This is a genomic window from Flavicella sp. IMCC45537, from assembly GCF_057197705.1.
The window spans coordinates 2951064-2974145 of record NZ_CM170067.1; the positions used below are offsets into that span (position 1 = coordinate 2951064).

The window sequence follows — 23082 nt, forward strand, 5'->3', positions numbered from 1 at the left end:
ATATAGTCGAAATCCAAATATTTAAGATTAACTAGTGAAGTTTAACAGGTCAAAATAGCTCAAAAATAAATGAAAGAAGTCCTAAAAATTTTCTAAGGAACTAGTTAAATTTTCAACAAATAGTTTCAACCTTATTTTTCTAAAAAATATTTTCTGTACTTTGGGTAACGGAATTTTAAAGAACTAAACATTATGCAAGAAATAATTGACGAATTTATGGATTTGGTAAGGCAAAGGGATGGGAATCAACCAGAATTTTTGCAGGCAGTACAAGAAGTAGCCGATACTGTTATACCTTATATCAAAAGTCAAGATATATATAGAGGGCAACATATTTTAATGCGAATGGTAGAGCCTGAACGTGTGATAACCTTTCGTGTGTCTTGGGTAGATGACAATGGAATTATTCATGTAAATAGGGGGTATCGAGTGCAAATGAATTCGGCAATCGGGCCTTACAAAGGAGGTTTGCGTTTTCATAAATCTGTAAACATGAGCATTCTAAAATTTTTAGCATTTGAACAGGTATTTAAAAATGCCCTTACAACACTTCCAATGGGAGGAGGAAAAGGGGGATCTGATTTTGACCCAAAAGGAAAATCAGACAAAGAAATAATGCGTTTTTGTCATGCTTTTATGAGTGAATTGTCTAGGCATATTGGTCCGAATACGGATATACCTGCTGGTGATATTGGTGTAGGAGCAAGAGAGATTGGTTTTTTGTTTGGCGCTTATAAAAAATTGAAAAACGAATTTACCGGTGTTCTAACTGGAAAAGGACTTAGTTGGGGTGGATCCTTAATTCGTCCAGAGGCTACAGGTTATGGAAACGTTTATTTTGCTCAAGATATGTTGCGAGAACAACAAGATTCTTTTGAAGGTAAAAAAGTAGTGGTATCAGGTTCAGGGAATGTTGCCCAATTTGCAGCGGAAAAAGCGATTCAATTGGGAGCAACGGTCTTGTCTTTATCTGATTCTTCTGGAAGTATACATGATCCTGATGGGATAAGTGAAGAGAAACTTGCTTTTGTCATGGAGTTGAAAAATGTTAAAAGGGGACGTATATCTGAATATGTAAAAAAATATCCTTCTGCAACTTTTATGGAAGGAGAGAAACCATGGAGTATTGTTTGTGATATTGCTTTGCCGTGTGCCACTCAAAATGAATTAGACGGAGATGATGCGAAAACTTTAATAAAAAATGGATGCATTTGTGTTAGTGAGGGAGCAAATATGCCTTCAACACCAGAGGCAATTCATGCATTTCACAAAGCGAAAATTTTATTTGCTCCAGGTAAGGCATCCAATGCTGGTGGAGTAGCAACTTCTGGTTTAGAAATGACCCAGAATTCTTTACGTTTTAAATGGTCCAGAGAAGAAGTTGATCAGAAATTGAAAGAAATAATGCAAGATATTCATGAGTCTTGCGTAAAGTATGGCAAAGATGAAAATGGTTATGTTGACTATGTTAAAGGTGCTAATATTGCCGGTTTTGTTAAAGTTGCAGATGCTATGCTAGCTCAAGGAGTTGTGTAATTATTAATTTATGAAACTAAAAAAAGGCTACTGAATTAAGTAGCCTTTTTTATTTTTACATCCCTACAAGTTTTAGGGCTTTTTCCATGAGTTCTGGTTTGCTTTTAAAATATCCCATTACAGTAGATAGTAGTTTAGGATTTGAAGTTATATAATCCATTACTTTCTTTTTTGAAGTTGGATTTTTAGCAATAACCTGAGAAATTTCTTTCTTTGTTCCCTCATTGTTTTTTAAATAATTGATAGCTTCATTTGTTAATTCAGGACTTTCATCCAATTTAGCCGCTATTTGCTTTTGAGTTTCCGGCTGGTTAAATAAGGCTTCCATTTGAGCTTGATTTGTTGAACTAGAAATGTTTTTCGATAATCCAGATAAATTCTGAGCAGAAAGATTCGAAAGGCCAGTTAATAAAAAAGCAACGAATAATAATTTTGATATTTTCATGATTAAATTTTTTAGATCAATGCAATGTAATCAATCTAAATTAGCTGTGTGATAGACCTTTGTTAAGCTATTTGAAAAAAAATTAGAAAACTAAAGTAGTTTTCTAAAGAAACCAAGTTAATTTACTTCACTAGGAATAGTGAAAAATTATTTTTTTTACGAAAAAATAAAAATCATTTTAATTATGAAAATCTCCTTCTTTTTATGGAGTTTTAATTTAAATTATTGCGATTTTATTTTTTTGATTTATTGTTGTTTAGTTTCTGCTAAGGATATGATCAGCCTGTTTTATTGAGAAAAATCATCATGTAAATAAAACAACACATATGGTTTAATTTATTGAAAATCATATGATTCCCTTCATAAGACATTTGTTTTGGTAGCGTAATGGAGATGATTGCTACATTGGAAAAGTATTTTTTAACCTAGAATACATAAACCAAAACCAAACTAAATGAACAAATTTAAACTAACCAAAAAACTATTGTTTTTTGTGATGATGGGTATTTTGCCATTTTCAATTTTTTCGCAAACAGTAACTATTGACCAAAGTGTACAACGATTTCTTGGAGGTACTTCAGAATTAGACCGAACCAAGTATTTTACAATCCATTCTGCTACTACTTCCGATGCGGAAATGAACCAGTTTTATGCCGATTATAATGTATCTAGAGGTCGAGGTTTCTGGGGACCGTTTTCCTATGCTAAAGGTCAAACGGGGAGTGTCGCGAATTATCCTGCTTACAAAGGAGGAGGTACACAAGTAAGAAATGTTTCTCGATTTATTTCAACTGAGCATCCTGGAAATATTTTTGTGGATGGTATGGATGCTAATGCTGCTGGAAATTGGGCCGCAGAGTATTGGAAAAATTTTGCGGATGATGCCGGAAGACCGGAATATTTTGAAGCGATGAATGAGCCTTTTGTGCATGCTTCAGATTATTATTCAGGGAATTGGAATTTAGCAGAAGAAGCTAGAATAAAATTGCAAATGGCACAAGTGTATAGTGCCATTGGTGCAAAAATTCATGCGGCTCCAGAACTTGCAAATATGAAGGTATTGGGATATTCATCGGCATGGCCATCCCTAGAAATAAGTGATTTTGGTCACTGGAATGATAATATGAAAATGTTTATGGATACGGCTGGTGCTAATATGGATGGATTCTCTACGCATTTATATGATGGTGTAAATGTTACCGGTCAAAACAATCTAAGATCAGGTAGTAATTCTGAAGCAATATTGGATATGATTGATGCATATAGTTATATAAAATGGGGAAATGTAAAAGAACATGCCATTACAGAATATGGAGGAATTGCGAGTGGTTATAGTGCTGATTATTCTGATATTACAAGCGCTCAGACAGTAAAGTCATTTAATCATATTATTTTTAATTTATTAGAGAGACAGGATAATTTAGCTATTTCTATTCCATTTGCTACAGATAAATCTACATGGCATTTAACAGCAGCAAATAATTATCAACCTTATGGGGCGGTTTTGTTGAGACCCACAAATTTAGGTAGCGCAACTCCTTCAGGATGGACCTATACTCCTAAAGTTTATTTTTACGATTTATGGAAAGAGTTTAAAGGGAAAAGAATTTCTGTAAATACCGATAATCCTGATATTCAGGCACAAGCCTTTGTAGATGGAAAAAAAATGTATGTAGCTCTAAATAATCTGGATAATTCTAATAAAACGGTAAATTTAAATTTTCAAGACGCTTTTGCAGGTTTTCAAAATGTGAGAGTAAAGAAAATGAAAGTTTACGCAAACCAAGCTCCTGTTTTTTCTAATAATTTGCAAACTTCTGCTCCAGGTAGTTTAACTTTAATTGGAGGAGAAACGGTTACTTTAGAGTATACTTTTTCAAATAATATTGTATTTGATAATGCTATTAGAAGTAAAAAATATTACACATCCAAATATTTGCAACCGATTGCAAGTGGCAATCAGATGAATTTTGCGTTTAATAATGTTACTACAGGAACGGGTAAAGCTGTTTTGCGAATGTCTATAGGAAGGAAACATAATGTTTCAAAAGCTCCTGTAGTTAAGGTAAACGGGACTACGATAGCAGTACCAAATAATTGGAAAGGTTATGATCAAGCAAATAGAGATGATTTTTTCGGTACGATAGAAATTCCTGTTCCGATGAGTTTGATTCAGTCAAATAATAATGTAGCGATTACTTTTTCAGATAATGGAGGTCATGTATCTTCTTTAATTTTGCAAGTAGAAAAATATGATACTCCTGTGTCAACCGGACAATCTGCTTATCCAAATGGGGTTGCTCATTCGGTTCCTGGAACAATTGCATTGAAAAATTATGACAATGGAGGAGAGGGTGTCGCATATCATGATACTACTAATGGGAATTCTGGAGGTTTGTATCGTACAAATGAAAAGGTAGATTTAGGATCTGGTGATGGAGATGCTGTTGTGGGGTGGACCGTAGCTGGTGAATGGCAGGAATATACCGTAAATGTTGCTACCGAGGGAGATTATTTATTAGATTTAAGATATTCAGCTCCAAATAATGGCGGAAGCGTTAATGTTGCTTTTGATGGAGTCAATAAAACAGGTAGTTTGGCGTTGCCTGCCACAGGAAATTGGACTACTTATTCCAATATAACAAAGTCTGTTTCTCTTGTGGCTGGAGAACAGGTTATTCGCGTTAATACAGAGTCGGCGGGAATAAATTTAGCAAGTCTGAATTTAACACTTCAAGCGGCTGCTGTAAACACCATAAATTTAACAGCCCCAACAACAATAGCGCCTGGTAGTACCTATACCGTAAGTGTGGCATATGAAGCTTCTCAATCTAGAGATGTTGTTGTAGAGCTATGGAATTCAGGGTGGTTGGGACAGGCTACTGTTACGGTTCCTCAAGGTTCTGGAACAACAGATGTTACCTTAAATTTAACTACCCCAACTACAATAGGATCTGGATATAGTTGGAAATCAAGTATAAGACCTGTGGGTGGAGATTGGACTACAAGTTTGGCTACGGATAATAGTATTACTGGAGTTTCAGTAGCTGCTGCTCCAACTGTAAACACGATTAGTTTAGATGCCTCATTAGCCATTAATCCTGCAAATACGTATACTGTTGCGGTAACATATCAGGCGTCTCAATCTAGGGATCTTGTTGTTGAGTTTTGGGACTCTGGTTGGCTTGGTCAATCAACTAAAACAGTACAGGCAGGTAGTGGAACAACGAACATTACCGTTCCGTTAAACGCTGTGCCAGTTGTTGGAACAGGGTATAGATGGAAATCAAGCATAAGGCCTGTGGGTGGAGATTGGACTACGGCAATAGCTTCTGATAATAGTATATCAAATATTGCTGTTATTGAAGGAAATACAGATGCAGTATTATGTGGGAATATGCCAAGTGTTATAAGTTCTGGTACTTCTTATTCAGTGGATCTTCCGTACTCAGCTACACAGACTAGAGATGTTGTGGTTGAACTTTGGAATTCAGGATGGCTAGGATATGGTTCCACAACGGTTACTTCGGGAACAGGGGTAGCAACCATAAATGTAAATGTGAATTCGGCACCAATAGTTGCTAATAATTATTTATGGAAAGCAAGTATCAGACCTGTTGGAACAAACTGGACCTCAAATATAGATGCTTGTACTCAAAATGGAGTATCCGTCACTTCATCGGCTAAAGAAGGTGCAAAACAAATTGTTTCAGAAGCAGTAGCCTCTGAGTTGAGAGAAACGAAAGTATTTCCAAATCCATTTACAGATAAACTACATGTTTCTTTAGAAAACGGGCATCCATATAAAATGGTGTCATTGATTGATATTCATGGGCGTGTAATAATGGTTGAATCTGTCGAAGGGAAAAATAGTTTAGAAATAAATACCCAGAACTATAGTTTAGTTGCTGGTATGTATTACTTAAAACTCGCAGGAAATGAGGATCAAAAGATTATAAAGATTACAAGTAAATAATTAGGGTGTTTTTAAAAAGGGTCGGTGATTTTTCACTGACCTTTTTTTTGAAAAATAAAAGAGGACTATGATAGTCCTCTTTCTTTTTTTATTTGTTCGTAAGCTTCTTGAATTTTTAAGAATTTATCTTGTGCTCCTTTCACGTGTTCATCTCCTAAATGTTTGACTTTGTCAGGATGATGTTTTTTGACCATTTTTCTATACGCGGCTTTTATCTCTTTGTCTGTTGCTGATTTTGCAATTTCTAGAATCTTATAAGCACTTTCAGAATCATTATAGAACATGGCTTTGATAGATTCAAAATCATGTGGATTGATACTTAAATATCCTGCGATTTTATGTAGCATATCCAATTCATCGGGTGTTACTATTTCATCCGCCTTTGCTAAAGAAAATAAATAATGCATCAATTGTAATCGAGACGCATGTTGCATTTGTTGCCTGATTTGTAAAGATATTTGACGTACTGATACATCATTATTTTTAATGATTCCTTTGAATAATCGGAATGCATGATTAGCTCTGTCTTTTCCATACATTTTTACAAAGTACGCTCGAACAAAATCTAACTCACGTTGGTCTATTTTTCCATCTGCTTTTATTACAAAAGATGAAAGTATTAGTAAACTTACTTCAAAATCACCTGAATGTGTATTGTTGTCGTGGTTTGCTGCTTGTCGTCTAAAATCTTGAATGTCTGATTTGGTAAAACCATCTATTGCATTCCCTACTATAAATCCTAGCAAAGCACCTATAGGACCTCCAAAAGACCATCCCAATCCGGCACCGAGCCATTTTGTAAAACTTGCCATTTTATTAAATTTTAAGACACAAAGATACTTTTATTGTTGTAGTAGCTATTTTAATTTAAGTTAAGATAGTCTTAAAGAAGTAGTGAAATCTATTATACAAAAACCTTTTTCTAACATAAACGAAATCTATGAAACAGAGGTGATCGATTGGGATGCAATCCTTATCTTTGTCGCATTAAAGTTTAATATTCAAAAAAATATAATATATGTATCCACAAGAATTAACTGCGCCAATGGAAGCGCAATTGGTACAAGCAGGTTTTTCAGCGTTGAAAACTCCTGAAGACGTAGAAAACACATTGAAATTAGAAGGATCTACATTGGTAGTTGTAAATTCTGTATGTGGTTGTGCTGCAGGTACAGCTAGACCAGGAGTAATTGCTTCTATTGAAGGTGAGGTTAAGCCAAACAATTTAGTGACTGTTTTTGCAGGAGTTGATGGTGAGGCTGTTGGAAAGGCAAGAGAGTTTATGGTTCCTTTTCCTCCTTCTTCTCCAGCTGTAGCATTATTTAAAGATGGAAAATTAGTTCATATGTTAGAGCGCCATCATATTGAAGGTAGATCTGCTGAAATGATTGCTGATCATTTAAAAGAGGCTTATACTGCTTACTGCAAATAAGAATTTGAAGGAAATAAAAAAGGGGATTGATCATATCAATCCCCTTTTTTTATGTCATTTTTATGTTTAGAACTGTTTCCCCACGGAGATACCAACTCTAGGAACGATACTAGCAGAATAGTCTGTATTAAATAAATTTCTACCAATACCTGCATGTATATCTGCAACAAATCCGCTGGCAGTTACATATTTTCCTCCAAAAGAAAGTCCTAAAGCAAAATCCGTATAGCTAGGTGAATCACCTATTTCCAATTTAGCAGGGTCTTTGTCACCTCTATTTAGGCAACCAAAAAATTCTCCGAAATAATCAAAATTCCCCTTGCTAAAAAATGTTTGTCTGTAATAGGGAGTCAAGGTAAATTCTTGCTCGTATCTAAAACTAGAAGATTCACTAGCAAAATTGAACATAGCAGCAATCCCTATGGAAGATTCTGTATTTAAATTATGCTCAAAAGTAACGTCTAAGGCCAGTAAAGCCAAAATATCAAATACATCTACTTTAATCTCGTTTGTTTGTGCAGAAGACATTTTAAAGACCAAAGCAAAAAGTAATAGAGCGATCGTTTTTTTCATTAATTTCAATTAGGTTGATAGTCAATTTTTATCTGACAAATGTACTATATAAAAATGGAAAAAAAATAACTTTCCTTAGGTTTAGATTCTTAAAAAACAGCTCTTAATTGAATACTTCCGGTATGAATTGTATTCGCGGTTTCACTTTTTCTACCATTATAGTTTATATTTAAGTGTAAGTAACTGGTCAGTTTTTTTTGTGCAATAAGGTTCCATACAAAATTATCCCCTGGCTGTAGTCCTTCTAGCATTTCATAAGCAATGGGGCTGTTTTCAATACCATTAAAATTGTTTTTATAAAGGTTGAAATCTGCAATGATTGCCCCTTTTGTAGGGTGGGCATATTGATAACTAGTTCCTATTTTATGTAACTCTAAAGTGGAGATGCTAGTAGGTTCATCCTTGTTTTTATATTCATATGAAAAAGAAAAATTGCTATTAATAGAGAAGGAGTAAGTGATGATTGGTGTTATTTCTTGACTTTTTATTTTGTAGTTTCTTTCATTATAATTTTCGCTCTTACTTTCAGTGGATTTATGACTTAATTTGGCATCAAGTAACCAAAATGCTCCTAGTCTGTGTTGGAAATTTAGTTGTCTTAGCAATTGGTTATTTTCTTGAAACCCTATTCCTAGATTTGTTTTTGTTCTAGTGTTTGAATAAATGTAGGTTGTGCTGTAGTTTTGTAGTCCCCTTCTAAAGAAAAAGCTATTTTTAATTGTTTGCAATAAGCCTATTACTGAAGGATTGTTGGTGTCAAAGGGATTTAAGTCAAAGCCGTTTCCGTTGCGTTGTTTTTTTGTGTCTATTAAAACAAAGGATTGGTTGGAAAACTGAGAAAGGGTTTTTCTGAAATCTACTTTGTTTTTCCATTGATTCGGGGTAATGTTAAAGGATTGACTAAATTTAGTTTGATTCACACGTATATAAGTTACTGTTGGTAGCGTGACACGTAGGTAATCTGCTTGATCTGCAAATTTTGCTATTTCAAATTCTTCAAATTCTTGAATTCCATTCCCGTTGTAATCTATCCATGTATAAAACCCTTGGCCTGGTTCCGTTTTGATATAGGCAAATTGTTGTTGAGGTGAAGTACCCGATGAGGTTTCATAGATAGTATTCCAACTAATAAAATTTTTAAAAAGACGTTGAGAATAGTTAAGCCTAGAGTTTAACATATTAGTATCATCCTGAAAAATATTGTCAACGGTTCTGTAGTTGATATAAGCCCCTACTTGGGCATTTTTTTGTTGTACCAAAGTAGTATTTATATAATAACTTTTAGAGTTGTTAACACGGGTAAGGACTTCGTTTTGAACACTATCATTCTCTCTAAAGTCTACCCCGATTTTTGCGTATACTTTAGTGCTATCACCAATTCCTAAAAAAGCTCCATAGCTAAAATATTTCTGACTATTTAAGTCCAGTTTATTTGTACTAATGTCTGTTTGCTTATTATTTTCAGTATCTAAGATTCCGCCAATCCATGTTGTTTTGAAATATCTTTTAAATGTTGCAGCAGCTTTTAAAAAACTTCCCTTTTGAGTGGTACTTTCATTGTGCAACAAACTTGCCTTGGCATTTATCGTTGTATTTTTAGAATTGATTCCTCCTTTGAATTTATGTTTGTACCCTGTAAATGAATTTTGAAATTTTAGGGATTCAAAATTGTAGGAAAATTCGCTGTTATTTTTGTTAGAAACTAGAATTTCTGATCTCAGGAATTCTTGAGTGCCTGTTGGATTTACTAAATTCCAATCTCGATTAAATTCTACATTATATATCCTTTGAATACTTGTGAAATTTTGTTGAAGATAATCAAAGTCGATGTTACTTTTTACAAGCCATTTTTTATCAGTATAAACTTGTGTCCAACCTGCTTTGGCTGCAATTCCTTTATTATTTTCGTTGTCTAAATCGGAAAATAAATTCTGATTATTATCGCTCAAAGCAATTTCAGATTTTAAGATAGTTTTGCTGGTAGGACTGTAGTTTGCTTTGGCTACCGCTACTTGAAGTTTGGTAGGGGCAACGAGTTGAATGACGGGCGCATAATTTCCCTTGTTTGTTCCTGCGTACGAAAATATTCTTCCCACGGCAGTGGTGTTTTCAAGTTGATAACTTCCTTGGTTTTCTCCTATATAACTAAAGGTAACCGAATATAATGTGTCTTCAGGATTTTGAGAAAACTCATAGATTTCTATTTCATTTTGTATCGTTTTTTTATAAAGAATTTTATTTTCATCGTATTCCGTTTCAAAACCACTTTCAGAAATCATTTTAGTAGTGTCGTTCCCTGCCTCTGCTAATATTTTTTTTTGGTCTTCCGTCAGGTTCTGTTGCAATGGTTGGTTTTTTGCATCGCTTTCTGTGTAAAAATATCCGCCAATTTCTAATTTCTCACTCTTATGTGAGGCTTTGTTGTAGCTTACAAAACGGGTGTAATTTCTATCGGAATATTGAAATTCTGCTGTTATTCTCATGTTAGAAGTAACTGGGAAGGTAGTGGTAAAAATTATTTCTGCAGTGTTGTAATCTATGGTATAATCGTTTTGATCTCCTCTTTTTAAAGGACGGCCGTTAACATAAATTGTTTCACTCCCAGATAGAATAACAATAAAAGTTTCTCCATTAGGACCGAGTAATTTATAGGGGCCTTGGTTTCCATCTACCCCTACAAATTGATGTCTTGTAAATCTACCTCTTACCAAAGCACCAGATGCTTTAAAATGGTTTTCAGAATCTTTATGGGTAGGAGTAATATCAACAGAAAGTCCCGCTACTTTTTTATCAAATTTTAAAAAATTAGTTTCGTTATTGTTTAAGTTAATGTCTCCTGCTTTCAAACTCCATTGATTGGTGAATAATTCTATAAAAATCCTATCAAACTCTTCTATTTGTTGTGAGTATCCGTTCTTTTGAATAGGGATATTACTGTCAGAAATAGAGGCTTTGATGGTAACATCTTTAGAGAGTTTACCGGAGATTTGTAAATCCAGGCTAGAGTTTGTTACCGCATCTTGATTGTTTCCTACAGTCAAACCACGTGCTAAACTTCCTTGGGTATATAGACCTTCAAAGGGAGCTTTTCCTTCATCTTTTTCGGGTGTATAACGATAAAGGTTTTCATTGTTGCTAGAACTCGGAACAATTACCTGCTGACTCATGGGGGCATAGGTTTCAGTTAAAAAGTCAGGATAGGCTGTATATTCAATTTTAATGTTGGAATAGCGCTTAGCATCTATAACCAAAAGAGCAGTTTCGAAATTTATTTCATAGTCAGCGGAAGGAATGGTGGTTCCATTCGAAATCAGTTTGAAATTTACGGGACTGATACTTACTTCAGAAATATAAATACTATCGGTTTGAAGAATTAATTCTTTCGATTTTGCATTTGAAAATTTGGTTTGAGCAGACACTGTCAAACAAAGAAATAAAAAAAGTAAGGGACCAAATTTATGCATGGAATATGATAACGCTCAGATAACAAATTTAGTTTAAAATTTGAAGTCAATTACAGTAAGGAATAATTTGAAATTTGGAAAAAAATATTTTCTAAAAATATTGAGGACTGCAATGTTGTAAGGTGAAAATAAACGTATAAGGTATGGTTTTAAGTGTCTTAAAATCAGTATGTAATGTTGATTTTTTTGTTTTGTGAATTAAAAAAATAATATATATTTGGCGAAACTAAAAAACTGGTAAACCAAACTAGTTAACCAAAAACTAAGCTTAATAAAATGAAAAAAATTAAACAAAATGAACTGCGTAGTATCATGCTAAGTTTGATGATCCTATTTTCTCTTCCTATGATAGGACAAAATCCTTCAGACTTGATGAGGAATTGTAATGGTTGGAAAATTACCTATCCAACAGGGGAAGAAGACAAGACGCTTTGTGGAGAATCTAACAATGAATTCTTTTTTGTAAACGATTCTAAAGATGCTATTGTTTTCAGAGCTCCCATTCGAAATGACAACGGAACAACTCCAAATTCAGATTATATAAGATCAGAATTGAGAGAAAGAGAAGAAGATGGTTCTTCAGATATTTATTGGACTACAGAAGGTTCTCATATGCTCTATGTAGAACAAGCTATTACGCATTTACCAATTGAAAAATCTCATTTGGTAGCTACCCAAATTCATGGGAATAAGGCAGATGGAATAGATGACTCCATGGTGATGCGTCTGGAAGATTCTCATCTTTTTATTTCTTTTAATGGAGGTAAGTTAAGAGATGATGTTACCATTAAAACAGATTATAACTTAGGAGATAAACATGAAGTTATTTTTCATGTATTGGATGGAAAACACTACTGTTATTACTCAGAAGATGGGAATCTTTTGGAGTCTTTTAATAATGGTACGGCTGATGCTTATTTAGTGAAAGCTGATGGAAACGATTATGTTATGGATTTAAATTATGACCAAACTTATTTTAAGGTTGGGAATTATACACAAAGTAATCCGGAGAGGGAAGGAGACTCTACAGATGATCCTGACAACTACGGTGAGGTTTTAGTTTATGATTTTACTGTGCAGCATGGAGATGCTGTCCCTGAGAATATTGCCGTAACCGGTTTGGTATTCAGTACGAATTCCATGGATATTGTTTTGGGTAGTAGCGAACAATTATCCCCTGCAATTAGTCCGTCAAATGCTACAAATAAGAACATAATTTATACTTCGTCAGATACATCTGTCGCTTTAGTTAATTCTAGTGGAGTAGTAACAGCACTTTCAGAGGGAACTACCATCATTACGGGAACAACTCAAGAAGGAGGATTTGCAGATTCCATTAGCATTCTAGTAAATGCACCTTCTGCTGGCAATGATGTTGCATTGAATAAATTGGTCTATTCTACAGGCTCTGCAGATGGATCAAATATTGATTCCAATTTAGTTGATGGCGACCTTTCTACAAGATGGTCAGTGTCTGGCTTTCCTAAAGAAGCTATCGTTGATTTAGGAGCGAATTTCACCATCGGAAGTACAGAATTGGTTTGTTATTCAGATAGAGCATATCAATATGAAATTTCTATTTCGGATACACAGAATGGTAATTATACTACAATTGTCGATAGATCTTCCAATAGCACACCGGGAACTGAAACGATCCCAATTAAAGATGTGTTTTCTTCTGTTTCAACAAGGTTTGTAAAAATACGTGTTACTGGAGCGACGAGTTATGAAGGTACTTGGGTAAGTTTATTAGATTTTAAGATTTTTTCAGAAAGCGACCAAGAGCCACCTGTGGAGGTTGCCGCGCCTTATGATATTCCTAAATTCCAAACTTATTTGGAACTATGTAAACTACAGTCTCCGTTAAGTAATACTGAAGCGACAACATCCTCTATTATAAATGGTTATTCATCAGTGTCTTTTTTTGTTGCTGATTCGGATAAAATTGCCTTCAGTCAAACACGAGATGCAAATGCTACAAAAGTAAGATCAGAATTGAGGTATGAAAATAATTGGTTGGTAGAGAATCAAAATAGAAGTCTTCATGTTAATTTAGATGTAAAAATTCAAACATGTGAGCAATTGACATTATTGCAAATTCATGATGATGCAAATGCAGGGAATGGTCCTAACAAACCTTTGTTAAGAGTTTATAGCCTAAACGGTAGTTTATTTGCAGCGGTAAAAACAGATTCTGAAGGGGTTGCAACCACGCATATTCCTATGGGATCCTTACCTAACGGATATTTTGATTGTGATATTTCATTAGAAGATGAGAGACTGCTAGTTTCTGTAAATGGTAGTGAATTTGTAAACAGAGATATTTCTTATTGGTCTTTCCCTAGTTACTGGAAAAACGGTGCTTATCTTCAAGACCCTGGTGAGGCATTGGTGTATTTTAATGAGCTTTCAGAGACAGTTTCACCTGTTATTGTTGAGCCAGTAAAATTGAATGTAGCCTTGAATAAGTCGGCAGTTGCCTCCGAGCAACAATCTGAAAACCCTGCGTCAAATTTATTGGATGGCGATGCTGATTCTAGATGGTCTGCCCAGTATTTTCCTCAGTCTGTAGTGGTAGATTTGGGTGGGTTTTATACCATCAGTAGTACAGAAGTAATTTGTTTTAGTGATAGAGCATATCAATTTATAATTGAAGCTTCTACCGATAATAATAATTATAGCTTAATTGTCGATAGAAGTAACAATACAACGTCAGGTTCAAATGACAACCCTATTTGTGATGCATTCTCTAATACAAATGCAAGATATGTTCGGGTTTCAGTTACGGGTGCAGATGGATATTCAGGAAGTTGGGTTAGCTTGGAAGAGCTTAGAGTGTTGGGGTATTCAACATTGAGTTCAAAAGAAGCGGACCAAAATTTGGTACTGAAGGAGGAAGAAGCAAAGGATGAAGTTTTAATTTGGCCTAATCCGGCGCAAAATTCTATTCATATTTCTGGTTATGAAAATTTACATACGATACGAATTTATAATCAATTAGGATCGATAATTGTTGACAAAGGAATTGCTTCAGAAACAATAGATATTTCTCAATTAGCAACAGGAACATACACTGTTATTTTAGTGAGCGATACAGAAACAGTTTTAAAGCGAATTGTGAAAATTTAAGGTATCCATGAAAAGAAAAAGTAGGTGTTTGTATGGACACCTGCTTTTTTATTTTTAGGTTAAAACAAGGCTTGTTGTTTGAGTTTGTTTTCATGGTTTAGCAACCATTCTTTTCTTTCTAATCCCCAGGCATACCCCGTTAAGGAACCATCTGAACCGATGATTCTATGACATGGAATTAAAATGGCTAATAAATTTTTTCCATTGGCATTAGCAACGGCTCTAATAGCTTTAGGTTTGTTTAAAATTTTACTTTGTTCAGAATAACTCATTGTTTTTCCATAAGGTATTTCCTGTAGGCTTTTCCATGCCTTTCTTTGGAATTCTGTTCCTTGTGGATTTAATTTTAAAGTGAAATCAGTTCTTGTTCCATTAAAATATTCATTCAATTGTTGGACACATTCTTCTAATACTTTTGGAATTTCTTTTGTAATAGGAGATTTTTTATTTGAAAAAATTACCGAATGAATTCCTTCTGCATTTCCATTGATTTTTACAATTCCTAAAGGAGTGTTGATTTTTATTTTTTCTAATTTCATGGCCAAATATTAAATACCAAAAATATCTTTGGAGTTTTGTGTGGTAATGTTTGCAATTTCTTCAAATGATAAACCATAGATGTCTACTAATTTATCAATCACATTTGTTAGATAACTGCTTTCGTTTCTTTTACCTCTATATGGAGTTGGAGCTAAGTAGGGAGCATCTGTTTCTAATACAATTTCAGAAAGAGGAATTTCATTTAAAAATTTGTCTATTTTTCCATTTTTAAAAGTAACCACACCACCGATACCTAATTTCATGTTTAAGGAAACCGCTTGTTTGGCTTGTTCTAAATTTCCAGTAAAACAATGGAAAATTCCAAATAAGTCATCGCTTTTTTCTTCCTCTAAAATTTCAAAAACTTCATCAAAAGCATTCCTACAATGAATGTTAATTGGCATCTTTCTCTCTTTTGCCCATTGTATTTGTGTTCTAAATGCAAGTTGTTGTTGCTTTAGGTACGTTTTGTCCCAATACAAGTCAATTCCAATTTCACCTATGGCAAAAAACTTTCTTTTATCAATCCATTCTTTTATCAAGGCTAACTCTTCCGCTACATTTTCTTTTACATGTGTTGGATGCAGTCCCATCATTAAAAATATATTTTCAGGAAATTGAGCTTCAAGATCAAGCATTGCTTGTGTATAGTCACTGTCAATTGCTGGAATAAAAAATCGACTTACCCCTGCATCAATAGCACGTTGAATAACTGTTACTCTGTCTTCGTCAAATTGTTCGCTATAGAGGTGTGTATGTGTATCGGTAATTATCATTTTAGTCAGAATCTTGTTGTTTTGCAGAAATTTTGTTAATTTCTGGTAGTAGTTCTCAAAGTCATTAATATATTTGGTAAAAATACTCTAAAATGTCAAGCCTAAAAAAAAGCATTTCCAAAAAAGGATACATCCATATTCCATTAAAAATCACTAAAACCAATCATTTGATTGTAAAGGCAAAGCTAAATGGTGTGAAAGGTAGGTTTATATTAGATACCGGTGCATCAAATTCTTGCATAGGAGTTGACGATGTGGAAAAATACGGAGTGCAAACAATTGCATCCGATATTAAAGCTGCGGGAGCGGGAGCTACAGGTATGGAAACTTTACAGTCGGAAAAAAATCGATTGAAAATGGGGAAATGGAATACCAAGAAATTCAATTTGGTGGTTTTTGATATGTCTCATGTAAACCAAGCCCTTGAAGAGCACAATGCAAAACGAATAGATGGAATTATTGGAGCAGATGTTTTAATCTCTGGACAGGCTCTTATCGATTACAAGAACTCTTGTTTTTATCTGAAAAAATAAACTTAAGAAACCTCTTTCAATCTTTTCCCCTTTTGATGATCAAAGTGATCGCTTTTAGAGCTACCGATAATTTGTGAGGAATAAATCCCAGAATGTCCAGAATATAAATACGCGACAACACAAGCAATTCCAATAAATACACCTGCTTCTATTCCAAATAGTTCAATTCCCATCATGGTACAGGCAATTGGCGTATTTGTGGCTCCAGAAAACACAGCAACAAATCCCATTCCGGCTAATAATGCCATCGGTAATGGCAAAAATAAAGCTAAGGCGTTTCCTAGGGTTGCCCCTATAAAAAATAGTGGTGTCACTTCTCCTCCTTTAAAGCCTACACCAATAGTAAAAGTGGTAAGTAATATTTTCAATGCGAAGTCGTAAAAAGGCAAAGGATTTACAAAGGCTTCTTCAATAGTGGGTACTCCTAATCCGATATATTTCGTGGTTCCCATTAAAAAAACACTCAACGCAATGATAATACCACCTGCAAAAGGCCTAAGTGGAGGATACTTTATCTTATTGGCAAAACCTTGAAAAAATGGAATTCCCTTGGAGAAGGTTCTCCCTGCGATTCCAAAAATTATTCCTGCAAAAATCGCAACTAAAAAACTGATAGTATCTATTTCTGGAACTAAATCTATTACATAATGAGAGTGATGTACACCCCAAGCTAAACAAACATAATCTGCAACAACAGCTGCTAAAAAACTTGGTACTATGGCTTCATAGCGCATGCGTCCAACAATCAAAACTTCTAAAGCAAATATAGCGCCTGCTAAGGGTGTTCCAAATACAGAAGCAAAACCCGCAGAGATACCAATTACGATAACAATTTTTCTGTTTTCGTGACTGAATTTAAATATTTTAGAAATTTGATCAACCAAGGCCCCACCCATTTGAATGGCAGTTCCTTCTCGACCCGCTGATCCTCCAAAAAGATGCGTAAGAACGGTACCTATATAAACTAAGGGAGCCATTTTTAATGGAATGATCTTTTCAGGACTATGTATTTCGTCAATTAATTGATTGTTTCCTTTTACAACACTTTTACCCCAATAATGATACATCAAGCCAATTACAAGCCCTGCTAATGGTAATAAAGCAATGATCCATTGATTTGCTTCTCTATAATCTGTAACAAAGTATAAGGACTCTAGTAATAGAGCAGATGCAGAACCTACAAATATACCTGATACAATAGCTATCAATAACCACTTTAGTAAGTTTTCTGTGATGTTGAAGTAAATTTTTAACAGTGTGTTCTTTTGAAATAATTCCATAGGTCAGGTGTTCAACTTTGTGGCAAATATAGCCAATCAGAATTAGTTGATTTTATATAGAAAAAATAAAAAGTCTGAGTAAACCACACCCAGACTTTCGAAACCTAACTTAAACTCACATTTTATGTGTTTTCTAATCATATTAAAGTTAACAAATAATTGTATCGAACAGGATTATTAAAACTATACATGGACTTTACATTAATAATTTTTTTTAGAATTTAATCTTTAATATTGTTTTGTTAATTTCGTCAGTAAAAATTATTCAAATGACGAATTTAAAGGGATTGCCAATGTTATTATTAGTCATGATAACACTGGTAAAGGGTAATTCACAAACAACAGGATTAAATTTAGGAGATGAATTGCCAGATTTTTCAATTTTAGATGACACTGGAAAAAGTTGGAATTCAAAAAAACAATCAGAAGAGCAATTCTTAGTGGTTTATTTTTATCCTGCGGCGTTGACAGGTGGATGCACAAAACAAGCTTGTGCCTATAGAGATGATAAAGAGAATTTTGATGCCTTGGCTGTTAAAGTTGTTGGCATAAGTGGTGATGAGGTAAAGAACTTACAATATTTTAAGCAAGCTTATAACCTTAATTTTTCATTGTTGTCTGATAGTTCAGGTTCTGTGGCAAAATCTTTTGGAGTTCCCACAAAAGATGGCGAGAAAAGTTTAAAGAGGGAATTAGACGGCATAGAAGTATTTTTAAAAAGGAGCACAACTACTGCCAGATGGACATTTGTATTTGATACCCATGGGGTTTTGATTTATAAGAACAACGCTGTAAAAGCGGGAACGGATAGTAGTGAGGTTAAAAAAATAATTAAAGCGCATAAAAAAGCCTAACAGATTTGATCTATTAGGCTTGTGTTTTTATAAATAAAAGAATTTATTTGTTTGGTTGAGGTGTCATTCTTAAATAAGGTTTCACCTCTGTATATCCTTTTGGGAAAATAGCATCAATATCTTCCGTTTTAATTGCAGGCACTACCACACAGTCGTCTCCATCTTGCCAGTTAGCAGGTGTAGCTACTTTATGGTAAGCAGTCAATTGTAAAGAATCAATAACGCGAATCAATTCATCAAAATTTCTACCAGTAGAAGCAGGGTAGGTGATGATTAATTTAATAGTTTTATCAGGAGCAATAATAAACACAGAACGAACCGTTAAGTTGTTGTCTGCATTTGGGTGAATCATGTCATATAAATTAGCTACTTTTTTGTCCTCATCAGCAATGATTGGGAAGTTTACGGTAGTATTCTGTGTTTCATTGATGTCTTTGATCCATCCTTGGTGAGATGCAACACCATCAACACTTAAAGCGGCTACTTTTACATTTCTTTGGTTGAATTGATCTGTGTATTTAGCTACTGTACCTAATTCTGTAGTACATACAGGAGTATAATCAGCAGGGTGTGAGAATAATAATCCCCATCCTTCTCCTAACCATTCATGAAAATTGATTGTTCCTTCTGAAGTTTCTGCCGTGAAATCTGGAGCGACATCTCCTAATCTTAACGTTGCCATAGTTGTAATTTTTTTAATTGAATGGCTAATGTATGGAATTTTACAAAATAGTGTGTTAAAATATAACGAAGGTTTGTCTTTAGAGCAGGTGGGAATCAATTCAAATAAAAACCCCACATGTGTATATGGGGTTTATGGATAAATGATTATTTAGTTATTTTCTAATTAATGTTTTACTCTGAGTTCCTTTTTCAGTAGTAATTCGGGTTATATACATTCCAGCAGGGAAATTGGATCCATCAATAACGGTAGATAATGTATTTGGGGTTGTAGTGAAAACTATTTTTCCAGTCACGTCAATTATTTTAATGGATTTAATGTTATGATTCTTTGTGTTGAAATTCCATATAGTAGAAGTCGGATTTGGGTAGATTTCTAATCCTTCGATTTCAAATTTTTGTGTGCTAAGGGCATCACAAGTATCTCCAACGGTATATTCGAAAAGTTGAGAAGTAACAACTCCTGTAGAATGTGCCCCTCTAATGGAAAAACTTATAGTACCTGTTTGATCTGTTAATGTAGCTGAATATGTTGAGCCATCTGCATTCATATTTATAAAAGTAGAAGGAGCAATAAAGACTTGAGGTACGTATCCTACTTTATCTTCGTCTAACAAAGTAAATGTAACCTTTACATCGGTAGCTCCTGTTTCTAATGTTTCAAAATGATAATCATAGCCAACAGAATAGCTCCCTTCCGTAGCATCACTAGAAGTTCCTTCACAGGCGCTATTATTATTTACAGAAAAAGAAATTGTATAGGTTTTTGTTGTGTTTCCATCTTCTGAAGTAACGACGATAGTGGCATCTCCTGGCAATTGTGGTGCTTGAGTAATTACCGCTGTTGCTCCATTGTGAGATTTCGTTGCTAAAGTAATTTGAGGGACGTTAGTGGTTCCTTTCGGTAGAATGACGTCATAGGAGATTACTGCAGCGGAGAAGTCGGTTATAGTTTCGCTGTCCACTTTTATATCTGTTAATGTTGCATCTGTCAAGGGGTCAACTGCAGTTTTCCAAAAATAAATATTATCAATAAAAACGGTTCCATTACCTTCTGTTTTAAACTGGAAGACATCTGTCAAATCTGGAACTGTATAATGTGACAAAGGGATGTCTACTCCGACCCAACTTCCGGTTGTGATTCCAACAAGACCATCTATATCATAAGAGTTTTCTTGACCAGGACTAATTACAGAAAAGTTTAAATCTGTAGCATCACTTGTATAATAATCTAAATGAACATATTCCATAGCACTCACGTTTGAATTCGTGTAGACCATTCCTTGATAGTTCAAGTTGGCATATTTTAACGTGTTGTTTGCTGCGATTTCGATTTCGGACATTGTTGTTGCTTGTCCCCAGCTAGGATTCAAATCGGTAACGATACTGGTGTAGGTGTCACTATAGATAGAAATTACATCAATACTTGCTTTTGTTGGTGCAGGTGCAGAAGTTGCAGGTGTTGGATCTAAAGTAAAATTGATAGTTATTGTATTAGTGGTAGAACCATTTTGGGCAGTTACAAGAATGGTTGTAGCTCCTGGTAAACTAGCTGCTGGTGACACTATATTGCTAGCGTTTGAATCTGTTGTTGTGGCAACAACCGTAGGAACTACTGTTGTGCCAGAAGGAAGTTCAATAGAATAGGTTGAACCTAATGAAGAAAAACCGGAAATGGTTGTATTATTAACAGTTAAGTCACTTAAGGAGGTGTCAGTACCTGCAGCAGCAGGAGCTTTCCAGAAATATAAGTTGTCAAAATACACCGTTCCGTTTCCAACGGTTTTAAATTGGGCTACTTGTGTTAAGTTGGGAACTGTATAGTGAGTGAGTGGTATATCAATGCTAACCCATTGGCCCGTTGTAATACCATCTTCTACGGCAATATCATAAGCGTTTTCTAAGGCAGGACTTATTAAGTAAAATTGTAATGCCGTTGCATCATCTGTATAATAATCTATATGGAGATATTCCATTGCTGAGACATCAGAACTGGTATAATCTAATCCTTGATAATCTAATCCACTATAAGATAATGTCTGGTTTCCTGAGATTTGAATGTCAGTTGCATCTGTTCCTTGTCCCCAGAAAGGGTCAATATTTGTGGCAATACTAGTATAGGTGTCACTATAGACGGAAATAACATCGATACTTGCTTTTGTGGGGGTGGGGGCTGGAGAGCCTGGTTGTCCATATGCAAAAGACATAATGAATAGAGATAAAACTAGAGTAATTTTTTTCATAATAAATTGGTTTTAATTAGTTGTTGGAAATTAGATTTATTTCCTTAAAACGCCGATTATGAGAGCTATACCTAAGCTTAACATATGTTCTTTTTGTCGATTTTCTCAGAAATGAAAGGGTTGAGAAGGATGTGGCTAAGTAATCTTAAACGGTATTTTGTAGAGTTGATGTAAAGTTTTTTTTATAAAAGCGATATTTTTTCTAATGGACAGATATTGCATAGAGGATGAGATTAAGGATGTTATAAGGTTTATGGGTTTTAATTGTGCATTTCTTTAGGTCAAAAGCAAAAAAAATCCCATATCATTCGATATGGGATTTTTTATATAAAAACTTAGAATTTTATAATTCCAATGCTTTTTTAGGATTGTTGTTCATTAACAATTCAATTGGGTTTTCAATTGCTTCTTTTATTGCTACTAAGAAACCAACTGATTCTCTACCATCAACAATTCTATGGTCGTAAGATAAAGCTACGTACATAATTGGTTGAATCACCACTTGTCCGTTTACAGCCATTGGACGCTCAACAATATTGTGCATTCCTAAAATTGCAGATTGAGGAGGGTTGATAATAGGTGTAGATAACATAGAACCAAATACACCACCGTTTGTGATTGTAAAGGTACCACCCGTCATTTCGTCTACAGTGATTTGTCCGTCACGTGCTCTTAAAGCCAAACGTTTAACTTCACTTTCAACACCTCTAAATGATAAGTTTTCAGCATTTCTAATTACAGGTACCATCAATCCTTTAGGTCCTGATACAGCAATAGAAATATCAGCAAAATCATTTTTGATTTGGAAATCCCCATCAATCATAGAGTTTACATCTGGATACAATTCTAAAGCTCTTGTTACAGCCAAAGTAAAGAAAGACATAAATCCTAATCCTACACCATGTTTTGCTTTGAATTCTTCTTTGTATTGATTACGTAAGTCAAAAATAGGCTGCATGTTTACTTCGTTAAAAGTAGTTAACATAGCAGTTTCATTTTTTACAGATACTAAACGCTGCGCAACTTTTCTACGTAACATAGACATTTTCTTGCGCTCTGATCCTCTACTTCCGTTAGAAGTACCCATAGCAGGTGTTGCATTCAATGCATCTTCTTTGGTGATTCTTCCATCTTTTCCTGATCCAGATACTGCAGCATTAGAAATTCCTTTCTCATCAAGAATTTTTTGGGCAGCTGGAGCAGCAGTTCCCGTAGCATAAGTTGCAGGTTCTGCAGATTTAGGGGCTTCTGCTACTGGAGTCGCAGCTGGAGCCTCTTCCTTAGCTGGAGCAGCGGCTGGAGCTTCTGATCCACCTTCAGGTTTAGCAGCATCCATGTCAATTAAACAAACAACAGCACCAACTTCTACAGCGTCACCTTCTTCAGCTTTTAAAGTGATAATTCCACTTTCTTCTGCAGGTAATTCTAAGGTAGCTTTGTCTGAATCTACTTCAGCAATAGGCTGATCTTTTTCTACGTAATCACCATCTTCAACTAACCAAGATGCAATTTCTACTTCTGTAATTGATTCCCCCGGAGAAGGAACTTTCATTTCTAAAATCATTGTTACTAATTTTAAATTTTTGTCCTTTTATCAAGAACAATATTGTTTGTTAATTT

At 34.6% G+C, this 23082-nt stretch carries 16 protein-coding genes; 6 read left to right on the forward strand and 10 right to left on the reverse strand.

The annotated features are described in order from the left end of the window. Window positions 1–192 precede the first annotated feature (192 nt). Window positions 193–1536, forward strand: a complete 1344-nt coding sequence (gdhA, locus tag AC2DGP_RS11975) for an NADP-specific glutamate dehydrogenase (protein ID WP_484490296.1) — start codon at window positions 193–195, stop codon at window positions 1534–1536. A gap of 55 nt (window positions 1537–1591) precedes the next feature. Here the strand turns inward: gdhA and AC2DGP_RS11980 are convergent, their stop codons facing one another. Further along, the gene (locus AC2DGP_RS11980) at window positions 1592–1981 is read right to left on the reverse strand and encodes a hypothetical protein (RefSeq protein WP_484490297.1); all 390 of its coding nucleotides are present in this window, start codon (window positions 1979–1981) and stop codon (window positions 1592–1594) included. A 454-nt stretch (window positions 1982–2435) separates the two neighbouring features. On the opposite strand from AC2DGP_RS11980, the gene AC2DGP_RS11985 reads away from it, so the two are divergent. Next, entirely contained in the window at window positions 2436–5957 is a 3522-nt protein-coding gene (locus AC2DGP_RS11985; RefSeq protein WP_484490298.1) for a carbohydrate-binding protein, read from the forward strand. A gap of 65 nt (window positions 5958–6022) precedes the next feature. Here the strand turns inward: AC2DGP_RS11985 and AC2DGP_RS11990 are convergent, their stop codons facing one another. Next, window positions 6023–6769, reverse strand: coding sequence for a TerB family tellurite resistance protein (locus AC2DGP_RS11990; RefSeq protein WP_484490299.1), 747 nt, complete (start codon window positions 6767–6769; stop codon window positions 6023–6025). Between the two features lie 206 nt (window positions 6770–6975). On the opposite strand from AC2DGP_RS11990, the gene AC2DGP_RS11995 reads away from it, so the two are divergent. Further along, window positions 6976–7389, forward strand: coding sequence for a BrxA/BrxB family bacilliredoxin (locus AC2DGP_RS11995; RefSeq protein WP_484490300.1), 414 nt, complete (start codon window positions 6976–6978; stop codon window positions 7387–7389). A gap of 66 nt (window positions 7390–7455) precedes the next feature. Here AC2DGP_RS11995 and AC2DGP_RS12000 read toward each other — a convergent pair whose 3' ends face one another. Beyond that, the gene (locus tag AC2DGP_RS12000; RefSeq protein ID WP_484490301.1) at window positions 7456–7962 is read right to left on the reverse strand and encodes a DUF3575 domain-containing protein; all 507 of its coding nucleotides are present in this window, start codon (window positions 7960–7962) and stop codon (window positions 7456–7458) included. A gap of 89 nt (window positions 7963–8051) precedes the next feature. Then, on the reverse strand, window positions 8052–11381 hold the full coding sequence (locus AC2DGP_RS12005) for a hypothetical protein (RefSeq protein WP_484492502.1): 3330 nt from the start codon (window positions 11379–11381) through the stop codon (window positions 8052–8054). Between the two features lie 321 nt (window positions 11382–11702). Here AC2DGP_RS12005 and AC2DGP_RS12010 point away from each other — a divergent pair, with 321 nt between their 5' ends. Beyond that, the gene (locus AC2DGP_RS12010; RefSeq protein WP_484490302.1) at window positions 11703–14555 is read left to right on the forward strand and encodes a polysaccharide lyase family 7 protein; all 2853 of its coding nucleotides are present in this window, start codon (window positions 11703–11705) and stop codon (window positions 14553–14555) included. 59 nt (window positions 14556–14614) lie between these two features. Here the strand turns inward: AC2DGP_RS12010 and AC2DGP_RS12015 are convergent, their stop codons facing one another. After that, window positions 14615–15094, reverse strand: a complete 480-nt coding sequence (locus AC2DGP_RS12015) for a methylated-DNA--[protein]-cysteine S-methyltransferase (protein WP_484490303.1) — start codon at window positions 15092–15094, stop codon at window positions 14615–14617. A gap of 9 nt (window positions 15095–15103) precedes the next feature. Beyond that, window positions 15104–15871: a TatD family hydrolase gene (locus AC2DGP_RS12020; protein ID WP_484490304.1), complete on the reverse strand. Its 768-nt coding sequence runs from the start codon at window positions 15869–15871 to the stop codon at window positions 15104–15106. A gap of 92 nt (window positions 15872–15963) precedes the next feature. Between AC2DGP_RS12020 and AC2DGP_RS12025 the strand changes: the two genes are divergently transcribed. Next, entirely contained in the window at window positions 15964–16404 is a 441-nt protein-coding gene (locus AC2DGP_RS12025; RefSeq protein WP_484490305.1) for a retropepsin-like aspartic protease, read from the forward strand. Window positions 16405–16406: 2 nt separating this feature from the next. On the opposite strand, the gene AC2DGP_RS12030 is transcribed toward AC2DGP_RS12025, so the two are convergent. Beyond that, window positions 16407–17684, reverse strand: a complete 1278-nt coding sequence (locus tag AC2DGP_RS12030; RefSeq protein WP_484490306.1) for a voltage-gated chloride channel family protein — start codon at window positions 17682–17684, stop codon at window positions 16407–16409. A gap of 269 nt (window positions 17685–17953) precedes the next feature. On the opposite strand from AC2DGP_RS12030, the gene AC2DGP_RS12035 reads away from it, so the two are divergent. Further along, window positions 17954–18538 (forward strand): peroxiredoxin, encoded by a 585-nt coding sequence (locus AC2DGP_RS12035; protein WP_484490307.1) that lies wholly within the window; start codon window positions 17954–17956, stop codon window positions 18536–18538. 43 nt (window positions 18539–18581) lie between these two features. On the opposite strand, the gene AC2DGP_RS12040 is transcribed toward AC2DGP_RS12035, so the two are convergent. From AC2DGP_RS12040 to odhB, 3 genes are all read right to left on the reverse strand, one after another. Continuing rightward, complete coding sequence (locus AC2DGP_RS12040; protein WP_484490308.1) at window positions 18582–19220, reverse strand: peroxiredoxin; 639 nt, start codon at window positions 19218–19220, stop codon at window positions 18582–18584. A 154-nt stretch (window positions 19221–19374) separates the two neighbouring features. Beyond that, window positions 19375–21462, reverse strand: a complete 2088-nt coding sequence (locus AC2DGP_RS12045; RefSeq protein ID WP_484490309.1) for a T9SS type A sorting domain-containing protein — start codon at window positions 21460–21462, stop codon at window positions 19375–19377. A gap of 343 nt (window positions 21463–21805) precedes the next feature. After that, window positions 21806–23026, reverse strand: coding sequence for a 2-oxoglutarate dehydrogenase complex dihydrolipoyllysine-residue succinyltransferase (odhB, locus tag AC2DGP_RS12050; protein WP_484490310.1), 1221 nt, complete (start codon window positions 23024–23026; stop codon window positions 21806–21808). Window positions 23027–23082: the final 56 nt, after the last annotated feature.